General features: G+C 66.6%; 15 protein-coding genes. 5 read left to right on the forward strand and 10 right to left on the reverse strand.

Annotated features, from left to right (window positions below):
- Positions 1-16: 16 nt before the first annotated feature.
- From Q0897_RS08405 to Q0897_RS08430, 6 genes are all read right to left on the reverse strand, one after another.
- Positions 17-766, reverse strand: coding sequence for a sigma factor (locus Q0897_RS08405; protein ID WP_299308838.1), 750 nt, complete (start codon positions 764-766; stop codon positions 17-19).
- Between the two features lie 107 nt (positions 767-873).
- Positions 874-2,115, reverse strand: a complete 1,242-nt coding sequence (locus Q0897_RS08410; RefSeq protein WP_299308839.1) for a DUF445 domain-containing protein — start codon at positions 2,113-2,115, stop codon at positions 874-876.
- Positions 2,116-2,151: 36 nt separating this feature from the next.
- The gene (locus tag Q0897_RS08415; protein ID WP_299308840.1) at positions 2,152-5,574 is read right to left on the reverse strand and encodes an efflux RND transporter permease subunit; all 3,423 of its coding nucleotides are present in this window, start codon (positions 5,572-5,574) and stop codon (positions 2,152-2,154) included.
- A gap of 13 nt (positions 5,575-5,587) precedes the next feature.
- Entirely contained in the window at positions 5,588-6,844 is a 1,257-nt protein-coding gene (locus Q0897_RS08420) for an efflux RND transporter periplasmic adaptor subunit (RefSeq protein WP_299308841.1), read from the reverse strand.
- 247 nt (positions 6,845-7,091) lie between these two features.
- The gene (locus tag Q0897_RS08425) at positions 7,092-7,355 is read right to left on the reverse strand and encodes a GlsB/YeaQ/YmgE family stress response membrane protein (RefSeq protein WP_239805259.1); all 264 of its coding nucleotides are present in this window, start codon (positions 7,353-7,355) and stop codon (positions 7,092-7,094) included.
- A 62-nt stretch (positions 7,356-7,417) separates the two neighbouring features.
- Positions 7,418-7,717, reverse strand: a complete 300-nt coding sequence (locus Q0897_RS08430; protein WP_202087029.1) for a DUF1153 domain-containing protein — start codon at positions 7,715-7,717, stop codon at positions 7,418-7,420.
- 209 nt (positions 7,718-7,926) lie between these two features.
- Between Q0897_RS08430 and mnmA the strand changes: the two genes are divergently transcribed.
- The gene (mnmA, locus tag Q0897_RS08435; protein ID WP_299308846.1) at positions 7,927-9,120 is read left to right on the forward strand and encodes a tRNA 2-thiouridine(34) synthase MnmA; all 1,194 of its coding nucleotides are present in this window, start codon (positions 7,927-7,929) and stop codon (positions 9,118-9,120) included.
- Positions 9,121-9,230: 110 nt separating this feature from the next.
- Complete coding sequence (locus Q0897_RS08440) at positions 9,231-10,016, forward strand: hypothetical protein (protein ID WP_299308848.1); 786 nt, start codon at positions 9,231-9,233, stop codon at positions 10,014-10,016.
- Here the strand turns inward: Q0897_RS08440 and Q0897_RS08445 are convergent.
- Complete coding sequence (locus Q0897_RS08445; protein ID WP_299308850.1) at positions 10,004-10,405, reverse strand: hypothetical protein; 402 nt, start codon at positions 10,403-10,405, stop codon at positions 10,004-10,006. The two genes, Q0897_RS08440 and Q0897_RS08445, sit on opposite strands and share 13 nt — an antisense overlap.
- A gap of 59 nt (positions 10,406-10,464) precedes the next feature.
- Between Q0897_RS08445 and Q0897_RS08450 the strand changes: the two genes are divergently transcribed.
- Entirely contained in the window at positions 10,465-11,565 is a 1,101-nt protein-coding gene (locus tag Q0897_RS08450) for a serine hydrolase (protein ID WP_299308852.1), read from the forward strand.
- On the opposite strand, the gene Q0897_RS08455 is transcribed toward Q0897_RS08450, so the two are convergent.
- The 3 genes from Q0897_RS08455 to pdxH are packed head-to-tail and all read right to left on the reverse strand — an operon-like array spanning position 11,559 to position 14,001.
- Positions 11,559-12,359, reverse strand: a complete 801-nt coding sequence (locus tag Q0897_RS08455; protein ID WP_299308854.1) for a PhzF family phenazine biosynthesis protein — start codon at positions 12,357-12,359, stop codon at positions 11,559-11,561. The two genes, Q0897_RS08450 and Q0897_RS08455, sit on opposite strands and share 7 nt — an antisense overlap.
- Positions 12,360-12,365: 6 nt before the next feature.
- Positions 12,366-13,361 (reverse strand): cation diffusion facilitator family transporter, encoded by a 996-nt coding sequence (locus Q0897_RS08460; RefSeq protein ID WP_299308856.1) that lies wholly within the window; start codon positions 13,359-13,361, stop codon positions 12,366-12,368.
- A 10-nt stretch (positions 13,362-13,371) separates the two neighbouring features.
- Entirely contained in the window at positions 13,372-14,001 is a 630-nt protein-coding gene (gene pdxH, locus Q0897_RS08465; protein ID WP_299308857.1) for a pyridoxamine 5'-phosphate oxidase, read from the reverse strand.
- Positions 14,002-14,173: 172 nt separating this feature from the next.
- On the opposite strand from pdxH, the gene Q0897_RS08470 reads away from it, so the two are divergent.
- Both Q0897_RS08470 and Q0897_RS08475 read left to right on the forward strand, forming a co-directional pair.
- Positions 14,174-15,133 (forward strand): DnaJ C-terminal domain-containing protein, encoded by a 960-nt coding sequence (locus Q0897_RS08470; protein WP_299308858.1) that lies wholly within the window; start codon positions 14,174-14,176, stop codon positions 15,131-15,133.
- On the forward strand, positions 15,130-16,167 hold the full coding sequence (locus Q0897_RS08475; protein WP_299308859.1) for a YihY/virulence factor BrkB family protein: 1,038 nt from the start codon (positions 15,130-15,132) through the stop codon (positions 16,165-16,167). Before Q0897_RS08470 ends, Q0897_RS08475 begins: the two co-directional genes overlap by 4 nt.
- The last annotated feature ends 24 nt before the right edge of the window (positions 16,168-16,191 follow it).

Here is a 16,191-nt window from a genome sequence, read left to right on the forward strand (position 1 = left end):
CGCGTCGCCGCAAGGCTCAGATAGCAGGCGCCTTCGCGCTCAGATGGCGCAGGACCCGCCGGCTGATCTGGCGCTGCTGCTCCGCTGTAAACTCGTCATCGTTCTCGGCAAACTTGTCATCTTTCCCATCGGCAAAGACATAGCGCGCGACAATCTCGCGTTCCTTGCGCAGAACGCCCTTAATACCGTCGATGGCAGCGGCACGAACAGAACCCGGCCGTCCCCCGCGGGAGCCATCCGCCGTGGCAAGATCCCGGCACAGCCGGTCCATGATGCCGCGTTCGTATTCCGACAAAAGCCGGTCGAGCGCCCCTTGGGCCAGGCGGCGGGCGGCACCCTGCTCCACCCGCGTCAGCGCGGACACGTCGACGAGTTCGGCATATTCCCCCTCGCCATGATCGAGTGGCACGACACTGTATCGCATCGGCGCCTTCGTTTCGCGCAGCTCCGGGCGAACGCGATTGCGCAATACCTTCAACTCGCCCCGCAGCGGCCATGTCACGAAGGTCGTGAAGCGCGCGATGGTGGGATCATAGTCATCGATCGCCCGGTGAACCGCGATCGCGCAGGCCTGCTCCGCATCGTCGGCCCATGCGTTGAGGCCGTAGGCGCGCGTCAGATGGCGAATGCGCGGACCGAGCAGCGCCATGATCCGGTCGAAATGCCGGTTTTCCTGAGATTTGCAGCGGCGGTCGCGACGATCTTGCTGGCGAAGGGCGCGGGCGCAGCCTACCTCATGCTCGAGCGCGTCGGTGATGGCGGACATGACACTCTCCGTCTGCGGGCGGGTTGGTCGTATCGCCCAACGGAAAGCGTATCGATCGTGCGCTAATATCGGGAAACGCGCACCTAGAGGTTTTTACCTAGGCCCCATCAGGGCAGCCAGATTTCCAGCGTATGGATCGCCACCCCGACAAGCCCGCCGACTAGCGTGCCATTGATGCGGATGAACTGCAGATCGCGCCCGACCGCCCGTTCGACGCGGTCGGTGATCGTGGCCCCGTCCCACCCCTTGACCGTCTCGGAAACCAGCCGGACCAGCTGATCTCCGTAACGGCTCGTCACGCCGACCGCGCTGCGCCGGGCAAAGCGGTTGATCTGCAATTGCAGGCGTGCATCGGATTGCAACGCCCGGCCCAGGTCGGTCAGCGTCCCGCTCAGATAGCCCGACACCGCTTGCGGGTCGCGGGCCAGCGCGATGAGCTTGTGCCGCATCCGTTCCCACACCCCCTGCCACCAGGCGCCGACGGCCGGGTTATTCAGCAATTCGGTCTTGAACCCCTCGACCCTGGCCCGCATCGCCGGGTCGTGGACGAGGTCGTGGGCGAGGCTGTCGAGCCCCTCCTGCGCCTTCGCGCGGAGCGGGTGGTCCCGATCGACCAGCATCTCGGCCAGCATGCGGTAAAGCCCGTCGAGCACCGAATTGGCGAGTTTCGCATCGAGCCCGGTCCAGCGCAGCAGCGAATTGGCCCGGTCGCTGATCATCTGCCGGACGAGCGCCTCATTATCCTCCAGCGTCAACCCGGCCCAGCGGATCACCCCGTCCATCAACGGAAGATGGCGCCCGTCGGCGATCGCGCCTGCGAGGATCTCGCCCAGCACCGGCGCGATCTCGATCCCTTCGAGCTGGCGTTTGAGCCCGTCCTTCACCTGCGCGCCGAGGCGATCGGGGTCGAGCGATTCCAGCACCTCGGCAAAGAGCGCGGCCGCCCCCGCACCGACATTCGATTGGGCCAGCCGTTCCGGGTCCGCGAGGAAATCGCCCGCCGCCCGCGCGAGGTTCATCGGGCGCATGCGCCGCGCCACGACCTGCGGAATAAGGAAATTATGGCGTAGGAAGCTCGCCATATTGTCGGCAATGCGGTTCTTGTTCGTGGGGATGATCGCCGTATGCGGAATCTTCAGGCCCAGCGGATGGCGAAACAGCGCGGTCACCGCGAACCAGTCGGCCAGCGCACCGACCATCGCCGCCTCACTGAAGGCTGTGACGAACCCGATGGCGGGAATGTCGTCGTACCGGCGCGAGACGAAAAACACGACCGCCATGAGCACGAGCAGCCCGGTCGCGAACATGCGCATGGTCCGTCCCCGGTCCTGCACGTCGTCCGCAAGCATGGTCGAATTGAGCCGGGGTGCGGGCAAGACGGGCCGTTATGGTGCGGGCTGGACGGCGGGACGCGGCGTTTCGGCGGGGGCGGGCTCCCCCTCCCCCGGACGATAGGTGAGCAGCCAGCGGCGCAGGCGCGGGCCGATACGCTTTTCGAACCCGTCGGCAAGGCTGAAACCCGCCGGCACGATGACGAGCGTCAGGAGCGTCGACATGATCAGCCCCCCGATCACGACAATCCCCATCGGCTGCCGCCACGCGCCATCGCCCGAAAGCGAAATGGCCGTCGGCACCATGCCCGCCGCCATGGCCACGGTGGTCATGACGATCGGCTGCGCACGCTTGTGCCCCGCATCGATGATGGCCTCCCGTTTGGGAACACCGGCTTCCATCTCCTCCAGCGCGAAATCGATCAGCAGGATGGAATTCTTCGCCACGATGCCGAGCAGCATCAGCAGCCCGATATACACCGGCAGCGAGATCGGCATCGGCAGGCCGGTCATCGCCCCCACCAGCAGCAACGCCAGCAGCCCGCCCAGCGGCGCGAGCAGAAGAGAGGTCATGTTCACCAGAGGCGACACGACGCGCTTGTAAAGCAGGACCAGCACCGCGAACACCAGCAGGATCCCCGTGATCACCGCGGTGATCATGTTCTGGTTCAATTCCTCCTGCCATTGGGCGTCGCCGACGGGGCGGTTGGATATGCCGGTGGGCAGGTTCTGCATGATCGGCAGCTGGTCGATCTTCTCCCGCACGGGACCGGACACCGCGCCGGCGGCAAGGTCGGCACCGATGAGCACGCGGCGGGCCTGGTTGAAACGCTGAATCTGCGTGGGGCCTGCGCCGAAGCTGATCTCGGCGACGCGGTTGAGCGGGACGGACCCGCCCGTCGCGGTGGGCACCGGCAGATTGGCGATCGTGTCGATGTCGCGCCGTTCCGAACGGTCCAAGATCACGCGGATCGGCACCTGCCTGTCCGACAGCGAGAATTTCGCCGCGTTCTGGTCAATCTCGCCCAGTGTGGCGATACGGATCGCCTGGCTCAATGAGGCGGTCGTCACGCCCAGTTGCGCGGCAAGGTCGAGCCGCGGCGTTATGATGAGTTCCGGACGTTGGAGGTCCGCCTCGATCCTCGGGGCGACGACCTCGGGTATAGTACGCATCTGCTCGATCAGCGTCTGCGCCGCCTGATCGAGCTGTTCAGGGTTGGACCCGGTGAGCATGATCGACAGCGCGCGGCCCGAAAATCCGCCGCCCTGCGAGGCGAAGCTGACGCGGGCGTCGGCCACTTCCTGAAGCGCCGGGGTGAGCGCGCGCTCCAGTTCGAAACTCTTGGAATCGCGTTCGCTGGCCGGGACAAGCGTGATGAACAGCCGCGCGGAACCTTCGTTCACGCGTTCCATGACGCTGGCAACCTCGGGCTGCTCCTCTAGGAGGGCGGTGACCCGGTCGGCGACGATCTCGGTCTGCTCGATCGTGGTGCCGGGCGGCATAGAAATATCGACACGGCTGTCGTCCGCATCGGTCTGCGGCTGGAACTCCTGCGGCATGTTCATGAACAATGCGACCGTCGCGACAAGCGCGAACAGGCCGATGTAGAATGCCCAGAGCCGATGGTCCCGCGCCCGTGCCTGCGCCCGGTGGCCGAAATTGCGCGCGCGACCCATCATCGTGCCCGACCCGAAGAACGCCCCGATGAGTGAAAAGAGAAGCACGATGGCCAGCATCGCGCCAAACGCGGTGCCGCCTGCGATCGCGGATTGGAGCAGCGACCCGAAAAGCTCGGCAAACCCGCCCGATGCCAACATCAGCACGAGCGCGATCGCGAACACCGTAAGCCCGAACATGAGCCCGGGCACCAGAAAGGCGATCGGCGAGGGATGGCGCTGCTTGAACGCCTCCGCCTTGTCCGAATCCATCATGAAGCGCAGCACGCGCATGTAGATGTCCATGCCGCGGCCCTCGCCATGTTCGGCATGGCCGTGCGCCTTCAGGAAATAGGCCGCCGCCATCGGCGTGATCATGCGCGCGACGGCGAGGCTCATCAGCACCGCGGCCACCACCGTCCCGCCGAAATTCTTGAAGAACTGCCCCGTGAGCCCCGGCATCAGCGCCACGGGCAGGAACACCGCGACGATGCACATCGTCGTCGCCACCACGGCCAGCCCGATTTCGTCGGCGGCGTCGATGGAGGCCTGGAACGCGGTTTTGCCCATGCGCATGTGGCGCACGATATTCTCGATCTCGACAATGGCGTCATCGACGAGCACGCCCGCCACCAAGCTCAGCGCCAGAAGGGACAGCGTGTTGAGCGTGAAGCCCATCATGTCCATGAACCAGAACGTCGGGATCGCCGACAGCGGAATGGCCACCGCACTGATCAGCGTGGCGCGCCAGTCGCGCAGGAAGAAGAACACGACGACAACGGCGAGGATCGCCCCCTCGACCAGCGCCTCCATCGAGCTGTCATATTGCGATTTCGTATATTCCACGCTCGTGAACAGCTGGGTGAAATGAATGCCGGGATTTTCCTGCTCGATCGCGGCGAGTTCCTCCAGCGCGGCATCGTAGACGCTCACGTCCGAGGCGCCCTTGGCCCGCTCCATCCCGAAGGTCACGACCTGCCGGCCGTTGATCTTGGCGATCGAGGATTGTTCGGAATATCCGTCGTAGACATCGGCGATGTCGCGCAGGCGGATCGCGCGCCCGCCGGGGAGGTTGATCCGCGTTTCGCGCAGGTTGTACGCGCTTTCCGCATTGCCGAGCACGCGCACCGATTGCCGCGATCCGGCGATCTCGGTCTGGCCGCCGCCCGCGTCGGTGTTGATCTGACGCAGCGCCGCATTCACCTGCGCCGCGGTGACGCCATAGGCCTGCATCCGCGACGGATCCACGACCACGCGAATCTCGCGGTCGACACCGCCCGCGCGGCTGACCGAGGCCATGCCTTCGATCGACAGGAGGCGACGCGAAATCGTGTCGTCGATGAACCAGCTGAGCTGTTCCATCGTCATGTCGTCGGCGCTCACCGCGTAATAGGCGATCGGCCCGTTGCCGCCCGCGTTCACCTTGCTCACCCGCGGTTCCAGGATGCCGTCGGGCAAATCGCCGCGCACCTGATCGATGGCGTTCGACACCTCGTTGACGGCATCGTTCGGATCGACGCCGATCTCGAACTGCACGAAGGTGGAGCTGCTGCCCTCGCTCGCCGTCGACTGAATCTGGTCGACACCGTTGATCGAACGGACAGCGGCCTCGACGATCTGCGTGATCTGCGTGGTGATTTCCGTCGGGGCCGCACCGGGCTGCACGACGGTCACGGTGACGCCGGGAAAATCGATGTCCGGGTTGTTGTTCACGTCCATCCGGTTGAACGCGATGATGCCGGCGAACAGCAATGCGGCAAAGATGACGATCGGCACGATCGGGTTGCGGATCGACCATTCGGAAATGCGATTGACGTTCATGCGGCGGATCCCGTCATCGTGCGGCCTCGCGCTTGACCAGGCGGGGTTCGATTTCGTCGCCGTCGTTGAGGAAGCCGCCCGCGCGCAGGACGACGCGCTCGTTTCCCGAGAGCCCTTCGGTCACCGCGATGCCGCGCGGGGTGACGATCCCGGTCCGCACGGCCTTGCGCCGGACGCGATTGTTGTCGCCCAGAACGAAGACATAGCTGCCGTCCTGATCCGACAGAAGCGCCGATTCGGGAAGCACGGGCGCGCTCGACGTGCCGGCCTGGATGACCGCGCTTGCAAAGCCACCCGGCCGCAGGGCGCGGTCGTAGGGGAGCGCGATGCGCGCGGTGCCCTGCCGCGTGGCTTCGTCAATGGTCGGGGCAAGTTGCCAGACCTGACCGGCAAACGCCTGCTCGGTGCCGACGGGGGTGACCCGCGCCGGAACGCCGACGGAAAGCCGCGCCAGATCGCTTTCGCTGATCTGTGCGGCCATTTCCATTTCGCCGCCGCTGGCAATGGTGAACAATTCCGTCCCGCCGCCCACGACCTGCCCCGGCTCCACACTGCGCGTGAGGATCAACCCGGACGCAGGCGCCACGATATTGAGCCGCGCATTACGGGCGTTGAGCTCGCCGAGCTGCGCCTCCGCCACGCGGACGCGGGCGGCGGCGGCATCGCGCGTCGCGGTGAGCTGATCGATGTCGGCCTTGCTGATGAAGCCGCGCTCGACGAGTTGCGACGCGCGGTCGAGATTCGCCTGCGCGAGGCGCGCATCGGACCGCGCCACCTCGACCTGCGCGCGCTGCGCCTCGACCTGGCGGCTTTGCACCGAACGGTCGATCACGGCGAGGATCTGCCCCTGCCGGACCCAGTCGCCCTGATCGACGCGCACGCTGCGCACCTCGCCGCCCTCGCCGACGGAGCCGACGGGAACCGGGCGCCGCGCCGATAGCGTGCCGCTCGTGGTGATTGCGCCTTCGACATTGCTGCGTCCGGGCATCACCACCGACACGGCGGGCACCTCCGCCCCTGCGGCGATCTCTTCGTCGCCGACCGCCGGCGCCTCGTCCCGCGACAGGAAGAACGCCAGCGCGATCAGCGCCACCACCACCACCACGGCGGTGATGATGATCCGGCGCCGCCGGGTCGAATGGAGGCGTTCGTCCGCTTCGTACTCCGTCACGACGGAGCCGTCCGCATCGACGGATTGCGTGTCGGTGTCGCGCGCGAGTTCCCCCCCTGGCGCGGAACCGATCGAATGTTCGTATTGCATATGGCTCACTGCCCGAATCCGCCCCAGCCCCGGACGGGATTTGAAGAATAAGCTGTGTTACACAACTATATCACCCGAAACAAGCCGCACATGCGAAATCCGCGTGTCGCAGGATTCGGTGCCGCGGACCGGTGCGGGGCAATGGTGCCTATACGCAAATGGGCCCGCCATATGGCGAGCCCATTGCAAACCGGACCGGGACAGGCGCGCCGCAGGGCGCTCTATCGGGTCCGGTACCGGACTTTTCTTTATCGCCTTAGCGAACGCGGCCGCGCTGCACCATGTTCACGATGGCGAGCAGGACAACCGCACCGATGAACGAGAACAACAGCCCGACGAGATCGAAGCTGGTCAACGTCGAACCGGCACCGAACAGCCCGCCGATGAGCCGGCCGAGAAACGAACCGACGATGCCCACCACGATATTCCAGAAAATGCCCATCGAGGCATCCCGGCGCATCACGATGCTGGCGAGCCAACCGATGATACCGCCAACGATCAATGCAATAATAAAACCCATGTCATGCCTCCTTCGATATTGGGAGGGAAACGTGGGCCTGCGCGATATGTTCCGTTCGGGGATCAGTAATTCATCTGCCGCTTGTACTTGTCGCGATATTTCTGAATCCGCGTGACGCGAAGTCCTTTCATGCCGGAGCGTTCGACCGCGCGTTGCCACGACGCGATCTCCTCGAGGCTGAGCGCGTAACGGTCACATGCCTCGTCAATTGTGAGCAGGCCGCCGCTGACCGCGGCGACGACCTCGGCCTTGCGGCGGATGACCCAGCGGCGCGTCGTGGGCGGCGGCAGATCGTCCAGCGTCATCGGTTCGCCTTGCGGCCCGATCACCATGGCCGGGGTAATTTTCTGATTCTCGATCATCGGTTCCTCGTTACGCCTGCGGGTTCTGCCATCCCGCACGGAAGCTCTTGGGGGCGCGCCGCCATCGCCACGTGAACGACGGGCCGGTCCCGCTATCCGTTTATGGGGAGAAGCCTTATCATCGGGTAAACGCGCCGCCCGGTGCGTGGGGGCGGGCGCCTTTTGCGCGCATCTTTCGCGGCGGCGGGGAAACGTGTATCGCGTGCGCCATGTCAGATCCCGTTTCCGCCCCTACCACACAGGCCGCTCCCGCGCTTCCCGCCGGTCTCGATGCCGGCGCGCTCTTTCAACTCGGCGTCGCGCCCGGCGACAAACGTATCGTCGTCGCCATGTCGGGCGGCGTGGACAGCTCCGTCGTGGCCGCCCTCGCCGCCGCGAGCGGGGCTGAGGTCATTGGCGTCACCCTGCAACTCTACGACCATGGCAAGGCGGTAAAGCGCAAGGGCGCATGCTGCGCGGGGGACGACATTCGCGATGCGCGCGCGGTGGCCGACAGGCTCGGCATCGCGCATTACGTGTTCGATCATGAAAGCGCCTTTCGCGAAGAGGTGGTCGACCGCTTTGCCGACGAATATCTGGCCGGCCGCACGCCCGTTCCCTGCATCCGGTGCAATATCGGGCCCAAATTCACCGATCTGTTCGCGATGGCTCGCGATCTGGGCGCCGATTGCCTGGCAACGGGGCATTATGTCCGGCGGGCGATGGGCGCGCACGGCCCGGAACTCCACCGCGCCGCCGACCCGGCTCGGGATCAGAGCTATTTCCTCTACGCCACCACCGAGGCGCAGCTCGATTTCATTCGCTTTCCCCTGGGCGGATTGCCCAAGTCGCAGGTGCGCGAAATCGCCACCGCGCTCGGCCTCGGCGTCGCGGGGAAGCCGGACAGCCAGGACATCTGCTTCGTGCCCGACGGCAATTATGCCGCGCTGGTACGCAAATTGCGCCCGGAGGCCGAGGACAAGGGCGACATCGTCCATGCGCTCAGCGGTGAAGTGCTGGGCCGGCACAAGGGCATCATCCACTATACGGTCGGGCAGCGGCGCGGCCTCGAAATCGGGGGGCAGGACGAACCGCTCTATGTCGTGCGGATCGACGCCGATGCGGGGCGCGTGCTTGTGGGGCCAAAGCGGTTGCTCGCCGTGGATAGCGCGGTAATCGGTGAGACGAACCGGATCGGCCCTGTGCCGGATGCACCCATTACCGCAAAGGTTCGTTCGCTTGCGAAGCCGGTACCGGTCACGCTCGACGGGCCATTGGGCGACGGGGCGCGAACGCGCATTTTGTTTGACGCGCCTGAATATGGCGTGGCGCCGGGGCAGGCGGCGGTGCTCTATTGCGGGGACCGGGTGATCGGCGGCGGCTGGATCGAGGAGACGGGGGCGAGCGAGACCCTGCCCGGATGACACGCGCGGGCGTGCTGGTCGCGGCATGGACCGCGCTGGCGCTCGCGGCGCTCATCGATGTGTTTATTGGCGATTAGCCGGAATATGTCGGACCGCCCCTTGGATTGCACGTGGCGGAATTGCCGCCTGCCGAGGTTGCGCGACTGCCCGTGGGGGTCACGATGGACGATCCGCCGTTCGGGGCCGGAACCTTGCTGTCCGCGCCGCAGGCGGACCGGGTGCGGATCTTTGCGCCTGTGCGTCTGACGCCGGTGCCGGGCGATCTGTCCGCTCTCGTCAAGCTCTGGATCGTGAATACGCCGCCGCGTCACGTGGTCGCCGTCGACATGGACACCGATGAGAGTTTCGTGGACCTTTATGGTCGCCACCGCATCGTGCTCGCCCGTGGATGCTTCCGCCTCGATGACGCGGATGGGCCGCTGCTCGCGTTCTCGCGACAGGCGGGCCTGTTGCGCGACGATGCCAACCGGCTCGCGATCGGGGCCGGGCCGGAGCCGCAGAACATCCTGCGCGTCGGGGCGGAGGGGCTTGTCTATTTCGAGAGCATCGTCCGCGATGCGGCGGTCGAACGGCGCTGGCATGCGGAGTGCGGCGCGGGTGCCATTGCGGCGGTGTCGGAGGTTCGCAACATTCCCATCTGCCGCAATTCGCGGCAAGAGGATGCAAGGTTGCAAGCCGCCTACGACGCCGCACTGACCGCAGAGCAGCGGCGGGCCCGCACCATGCGGGACGAGGCCATCGACCACTGCGTGGCGCGGGGTGGCACGCTGAACCGGTGCCAGGCCACGGTTCCGCCGCCGCCCGCTCCATCGCCGCCGCCGCCGCCGCTTGCCGGAAACGAGGGATGGCCCGAACTGCCGTCGAACCGGCAGGAAGAATGCCGCTACCCCTCGTAAGGGTCGAGCACGCAACCGTACCCCTCGCGCCATGTCGCCGTGCTCGACGCGAGCAGGGGCACGCGCGCGGTCACGCTGCGTTCGTCGGCGTCCTCGCTCAACATCACGAGGTCCATGCCCGGTTCGAAATCCTTCCTGCAATCGGACAGGTCACGCCCGCCGATCTGGCGACAGGAGCAGGCCGTGCGCGCACCGAACGCCGTCCCCGCCTCCGCCTGCGCCGCAAGGCCGGGTTGGTAGCGATACCATGCCACGCCCGCGGCGATCAGGATGACGAGTACGATCATCGCGACGGTGCGCGGCGGTTGCCGGATGGGGTGGCGAGCCGGGGACTGCGGCGCGCCTTCGCGTTTGGGCGTGTTACTGGTGGGCATGTCGGTGTCGGCCATTGCCTTTGCCTGCGCTTCGCGGTTGAACGGGCGGCACGATGATGCGCCGCCTCCCTTCTATGCTCGCTCTGCTCTGCGTGCCAGCGCTCGCCGCCTGTTCGCCACAGGAAACCGGCCCGCAGCCGCCAAGTGCCGAATCGCGCGCCGCGATTCCGCGTGGTGCCGATGTGCCGCGCGAAAAGCTCGCCTATGCCATCGACGATGTGTTTGCCGAGGCCGCGGGCGAAACGCGCGCGCTGCTGATCCTGCACGATGGCAAGGTCGTCGCCGAACGTTACGGCGAAGGATATGATGCCGACACCGCCATGATCGGCTGGTCGATGAGCAAGACCGTCACCGGCGTTCTCATCGGCATGCTGATCGCGGACGGGGCGCTTTCGCTGGATCAACCGGCGCCGATCCCCGCGTGGCAGCGGCCCGGCGATCCGCGCGGCGACATCACGATCCGCCATCTGTTGCAGATGCGCTCGGGCCTGCGCCATGCCGAAACCGCGAACCCGGCACAGGATGCCGACACGGTCCGCATGCTCGCCGTGGATGGGCGCGACGACATGGCCGCCTATGCCGAGACGCAGCCGCTCGACCAGACGCCGGGCGAGCAGTTCAACTATGCCACGCCGACCAGCGTCATCCTTGCCGATATTGCGGCGCGGGCGCTCACCCGCTCCACCGACCCCGACCGGCGGCGCGATGCGATGCACCGCTATCTTCAGATGCGGCTTTTCGATCCCGTCGGCATGGATGCGACGATCGCGGAATATGACCGCGCCGGCACGATGATCGGGGGCAGCATGATCCACGCCCCGGCGCGCGACTGGGCGAAGTTCGGGGAGATGCTGCGCCATGGCGGCATGGCGAACGGGGCGCAGATCGTGCCGCGCGGCTGGGTGCGCTTCATGACGACGTCATCGCCCGGCGATCCGGCCTATGGCGGGCATGTCTGGCTCAACCATCCCCGGCCGGAGGGGCGCAATGCGGTGCTGTTTCCCGCCGATGCGCCGGACACGCTGTTCGCCGCGCTCGGCCATCGGGGGCAGTTCACGATCGTGTCGCCGGAACAGGGGCTGATCATCGTGCGGCTCGGCAATTCGGACCGGGCCCAGATGGACGCGCTCCATGCCGCATTGCGCGAAATCGTGACGCTGTTCCCGGATCAGTAGGCGAATTCGCCTGTCACCACCGTCACGCACGGCCCGCCCAGCCACGCCGTGTCACCATTGAGCCGGCAGGTCAGCCGCCCGCCCCGGCGCGAGGCTTGAAACGCGGTGAACTCCGCCTGCCCCAGCCGTTTTGCCCAGAACGGGGTGAGCGCGGCATGCGCGCTTCCGGTGACGCTGTCCTCCGCGACGCCGGCGCCGGGCACGAAGACGCGGCTGACCACGTCGGTCGCGGCGCCGGGCGCGGTGCAGATGAACTGCGTATCGCCCAGCGCGGCGAGCGCGGCCATGTCGGGACGCAGGGCGCGCACGGCCTCCTCGCTGTCGTAGAGAAAGATGTCGTAGCCATCGGGATGGCGGTGGATCGCCTCCGGCATCGCGCCCAACCCGGCGACGGCGGCAGGCCATTCGCCCGGCTGCGTCGGGATCGCGGGCAGCGCGAGTGTGTAACCCTCGCCCCCCTCACCCTGTCGCCGCACGCGGAGTATGCCCGCCCGCCGCGTGGCAAAGCGCAGTTCCGCGCCGCCATCGCGGGTCAGCAGCGCATGCCCCGCCGCCAGCGTCGCATGGCCGCACAGGCGAATCTCCGTCTCCGGCGTAAACCAGCGCAGGTGATAATCCGCCTCCTCCCCGTCATACGGCACGACGAAGGCGGTTTCGGCGAAATTGTTCTCCTCGCCAATACGCTGCATCGTGGCATCGTCGGGAAAGGCGTCGAACTGCATGACGGCGGCCTGGTTCCCCTCGAACGCGCGGGCGGCGAAGGCATCGACGTGCCAGTAGGCTATGCGGGGCATGGCGGCTTATCCCTGTGTCTGGGTTTCGGGGAAGTCGGCGTCGACCCCGGCGGTGAGGAGGTCGACCGGGCGCGGCGAGCCGGGTTCGGCATGGCCGTCGGGGTCGGGATGGATCAGGAATTCTGTCCCCGGAAATTCGCGGGCCAGCGCGGCCTCGATCTCGTCCATCACCTGATGCGCGGCGGCGACGGTCATCTGCCCGTCGACGTTCATGTGGAATTGCGCGAAATCATGGGTGCCGCTCGTCCGGGTGCGCAGATCGTGGACACCGCGCAGCGCCGGGTGATCCCGCATCAAGTCGAGCAGCCTTTCGCGCCGTTCCACCGGCCATTCCCGGTCCATCAAATTATCGACCGCGTCCCGGCTCGCGCCCCATGCATTCCACCCCAGCCAGACCGCGATGCCGAGCGCGAAGATCGGGTCGGCCCCGGTAATGCCGGCATACTGATCGAGCATCAGCGCCGCGATCACCGCGAGGTTGAGCAACAGGTCCGAACGGTAATGCACATGGTCGGTCTGTATCGCGAGGCTGCCCGTGCGGCGGATGACATGGCGTTGCCACAACAGCAGGCCCAGCGTCGCGACCATCGCAATGGCGGACACGGCAATGCCGCTCTCCGCCGCCTCCGGCCACGCGCCGCCCAGCCATTGTTCCACCGCGCGGGCCGCGATGCCGACCGCGGAAATAGAGATCAGCACGACCTGCACCAGCGCGGCGAGCGCCTCCGCCTTGCCATGGCCGAAGCGGTGGTCGTGATCGGCGGGCTGCGCCGCGACCCACACCCCGACAAGGGTGGCAAGGCTGGCCACGAGGTCGAGCGCGGTATCGGCAAGGCTGCCCAGCATCGCCGCCGACCCGGTCTGCCACACCGCCCATAGCTTGAGCACGAGCAGTAGCCCGGCCACCGCCATGCTGCCGAAGGCGGCGCTCCGAGTGAGCGAGGCGCGCGTCGCCGGGTCGGGCGCGGCGCGGGCGGGTGTGGCGGAGGGGGCGGTGTCCATGATACGTCGTCTAGGGGTAGAACATCGCGCTCGTCCAGCCGCCATCGGCGGCGCGAAACACGCGGCGTTCGTGCAGGCGATGGGGCCGGTCGCTCCAGAATTCGATGGCATCCGGGGTGAGCCGGAACCCGGACCAGAATTCGGGACGCGGCACGTCCTTCCCTTCGTAGCGGTCGCGCGCCTGTTCGAAACGGTCGACGAAATCCTGCCGGTCCGGCAGCGGCGAGGATTGGTCCGAGGCATGCGCGCCGAGCTGCGAATCGCGCGAACGGCTCGCGAAATAGGCATCGGCCTCGTCATCGGATACCTGCGCGACGCGGCCGGTAATGCGGATCTGCCGGCGCAGGCTTTTCCAGTGGAACAGCATCGCGGCCTGCGGATTGGCGAGCAGTTCGCCCGCCTTGCGGCTGGTCAGGTTGGTGTAGAACACGAAACCGCCCGGCCCGCCATCCGCCGTGCCGTCCTCGTGCCCCTTGAGCAGGACCATGCGCACGGACGGCGCGCCATCGGGCGTCGCCGTGGCCAGCGCCACCGCATTGCCGTCATTGGGTTCGGATGCGCGCGCCTCGGCCATCCATCGCGCGAACAATCCGTGCGGATCGTGGGCCTGGATGGTGGTCTCGTTCGAAATCTCGGTCATCTGCACGTCCTTTGCCGCGATGCGTGGCGCCTCGTAAATCAAGTGCGCCGGATGCGCAAAGCGTTCCCGTGCCCGAATGCGCCTTCCCGACACGCGCACGGGGCACTGGGTATTGCCGCGTATCGCGCATTGAAACATTGCCTATCGCCCTCCCGCACCCTAGCTATCGGGCATGGCTGATCCCTATTCCACCCTCGGCGTTGCGCGCGGCGCCACCGAAAAAGATATCAAGTCCGCCTATCGCAAGCTGGCGAAGGAATTGCACCCCGATCGCAACTCCGACAACCCGAAGGCGGCGGAACGGTTTTCGGACGTGACGAAGGCGTATGACCTCCTGTCCGACAAGGACAAGCGCGCCCGTTTCGACCGCGGCGAGATCGACATGAACGGCGATCCCACATCGCCCTTCGGCTATGGCCGGGGCGGATCGGGCGGCGGCGGCTTTCGCGGGGGCGATCCGCGCGGCGGCATGGGCGGCGGCGGCATGCACACCGAAGACGTCGACCTGTCCGACCTGTTCGAGGGGATTTTCGGCGGCGGTCGCTCGTCCGGGATGGGTGGCGGCATGGGCGGGGCCGGAATGGGCGGCGGACGCCGACGCGGCCCCGCAACGAAGGGGGCGAACGTGCAATATCGCCTCGCCGTGACGCTTCCCGATCTCGCCAATCTCGAAACGCAGCGGATCACCCTGGCCGATGGGAAGACCATCGACCTGAAACTGCCCGCCGGCGCCGAGGACGGCACGCAGATGCGCCTGTCCGGCAAGGGCGAGGCTGGCCCCGGCGGCCATGGCGATGCGATCGTGACCATCGTGGAAAAGCCGCACCCGATTTTTCGCCGCGACGACGATGCGGTGCGGATCGACCTTCCCGTCACACTGGACGAGGCAGTGAACGGTGCCAAGGTCAAGGTGCCCACGGTCGAGGGGCCGGTGATGCTGACCATTGCGCCGGGCAGTTCGTCGGGCCGGGTGCTGCGCCTCAAGGGCCGCGGCTTTACCCGCAAGGCCGGCGGGCGCGGTGATCAGCTGGTGACGCTCGTCATCGATCTTCCCGAAAACGATCCCGATCTGAAAGCCCGGCTCGACGGGTGGCAGGATTCCCGTTCGGTCAGGGCAAAGCTCGGCGTGTGAGGCCGCCCCCGCCCCGCGAAGAGGGCGAATCCGCCTCCGTCCACCCGGCCGAATTCACGCCCGAGGGGCGCCGCCGCCATGCGGCCCATCTGCGCGCCGAATTGCGCAAGGGCATCCGCCTTGCAAAACAGGAAGTCGGACCCGGCTCGCGCTTCTTCGCCATTGCGAAGCGCGTGTGGACCGGCGCCTATAATGACGGGTTCATCCACGCGGGCAATCTCGCCTATATGGCGATCCTGTCGCTGTTTCCGTTCTTCATAACGGGAGCGGCGATCTTCTCGCTGTTCGGCGATGCCAGCGACCGGACCGCGGCGATCAATGCCTTTCTCCTCGCCGTGCCTGCGGTGGTCGCCGACGTGATCGAACCCGTCGCCCGCGACGTGGTCAGCGCGCGCAATGGGTGGCTGTTATGGGCAGGCGCATTGTTCGGCTTCTGGACCGTGGGCAGCCTGATCGGGACCATTCGCGATATTCTGCACCGCGCCTATGGCACGCAGCCGACGATCGGTTTCCTTCGCCAGCGGCTCTTTTTCGCAGGGGTCGTGGTCGGCGCAGTCATGCTGTTGATGATGAGCCTTGCCGCGCAATTCTTCATTTCCGCCGCGCAGGAGGTGATCGGCGCCTGGTTTCCGGAGGCGAGCGGCATGATCGGCACGCTGGCGCTGTCGCGCTTCATTCCCGGTTTCGGGCTGTTGCTGTCACTGTGGCTGCTGTTCCTGTCGCTCACGCCGAAGAAATACCGGGGGCGCGACTATCCCAAATGGCCGGGCGCGGTGCTGGTGACCGCATGGTGGATCACGGTCAGCACCACCCTGCCCCCGGCGCTGCGGCTGATGTTCGCGTATAATCTCACCTATGGCAGCCTTGCCGGGGTGATGATCGCCCTTTTCTTTTTCTGGCTGGTGGGTCTAGGGCTGGTGGTGGGTGCGGAATTGAATGCCGCGCTTGCCGAAACGCCCGAAGAGCGTGAGGTCAGGCGCGAAACCGAGATTCCGAAATCACGAGCCAAGACAGACGCGGACACACATAAATGACAACTGAAACCGGACAGAACAACC

It is taken from the genome of uncultured Croceicoccus sp. (genome assembly GCF_947496385.1).
GTDB lineage: Bacteria > Pseudomonadota > Alphaproteobacteria > Sphingomonadales > Sphingomonadaceae > Croceicoccus.

Excerpts from the sequence above, each read along its gene's own strand:
- Q0897_RS08405 (WP_299308838.1), bottom strand. The coding sequence starts at position 766 with ATGTCCGCCATCACCGACGCGCTCGAGCATGAGGTAGGCTGCGCCCGC.
- Q0897_RS08410 (WP_299308839.1), bottom strand. The coding sequence starts at position 2,115 with ATGCTTGCGGACGACGTGCAGGACCGGGGACGGACCATGCGCATGTTC.
- Q0897_RS08415 (WP_299308840.1), bottom strand. The coding sequence starts at position 5,574 with ATGAACGTCAATCGCATTTCCGAATGGTCGATCCGCAACCCGATCGTG.
- Q0897_RS08425 (WP_239805259.1), bottom strand. The coding sequence starts at position 7,355 with ATGGGTTTTATTATTGCATTGATCGTTGGCGGTATCATCGGTTGGCTC.
- Q0897_RS08430 (WP_202087029.1), bottom strand. The coding sequence starts at position 7,717 with ATGATCGAGAATCAGAAAATTACCCCGGCCATGGTGATCGGGCCGCAA.
- mnmA (WP_299308846.1), top strand. The coding sequence starts at position 7,927 with ATGTCAGATCCCGTTTCCGCCCCTACCACACAGGCCGCTCCCGCGCTT.
- Q0897_RS08445 (WP_299308850.1), bottom strand. The coding sequence starts at position 10,405 with ATGGCCGACACCGACATGCCCACCAGTAACACGCCCAAACGCGAAGGC.
- Q0897_RS08450 (WP_299308852.1), top strand. The coding sequence starts at position 10,465 with ATGCTCGCTCTGCTCTGCGTGCCAGCGCTCGCCGCCTGTTCGCCACAG.
- Q0897_RS08455 (WP_299308854.1), bottom strand. The coding sequence starts at position 12,359 with ATGCCCCGCATAGCCTACTGGCACGTCGATGCCTTCGCCGCCCGCGCG.
- Q0897_RS08460 (WP_299308856.1), bottom strand. The coding sequence starts at position 13,361 with ATGGACACCGCCCCCTCCGCCACACCCGCCCGCGCCGCGCCCGACCCG.
- pdxH (WP_299308857.1), bottom strand. The coding sequence starts at position 14,001 with ATGACCGAGATTTCGAACGAGACCACCATCCAGGCCCACGATCCGCAC.
- Q0897_RS08470 (WP_299308858.1), top strand. The coding sequence starts at position 14,174 with ATGGCTGATCCCTATTCCACCCTCGGCGTTGCGCGCGGCGCCACCGAA.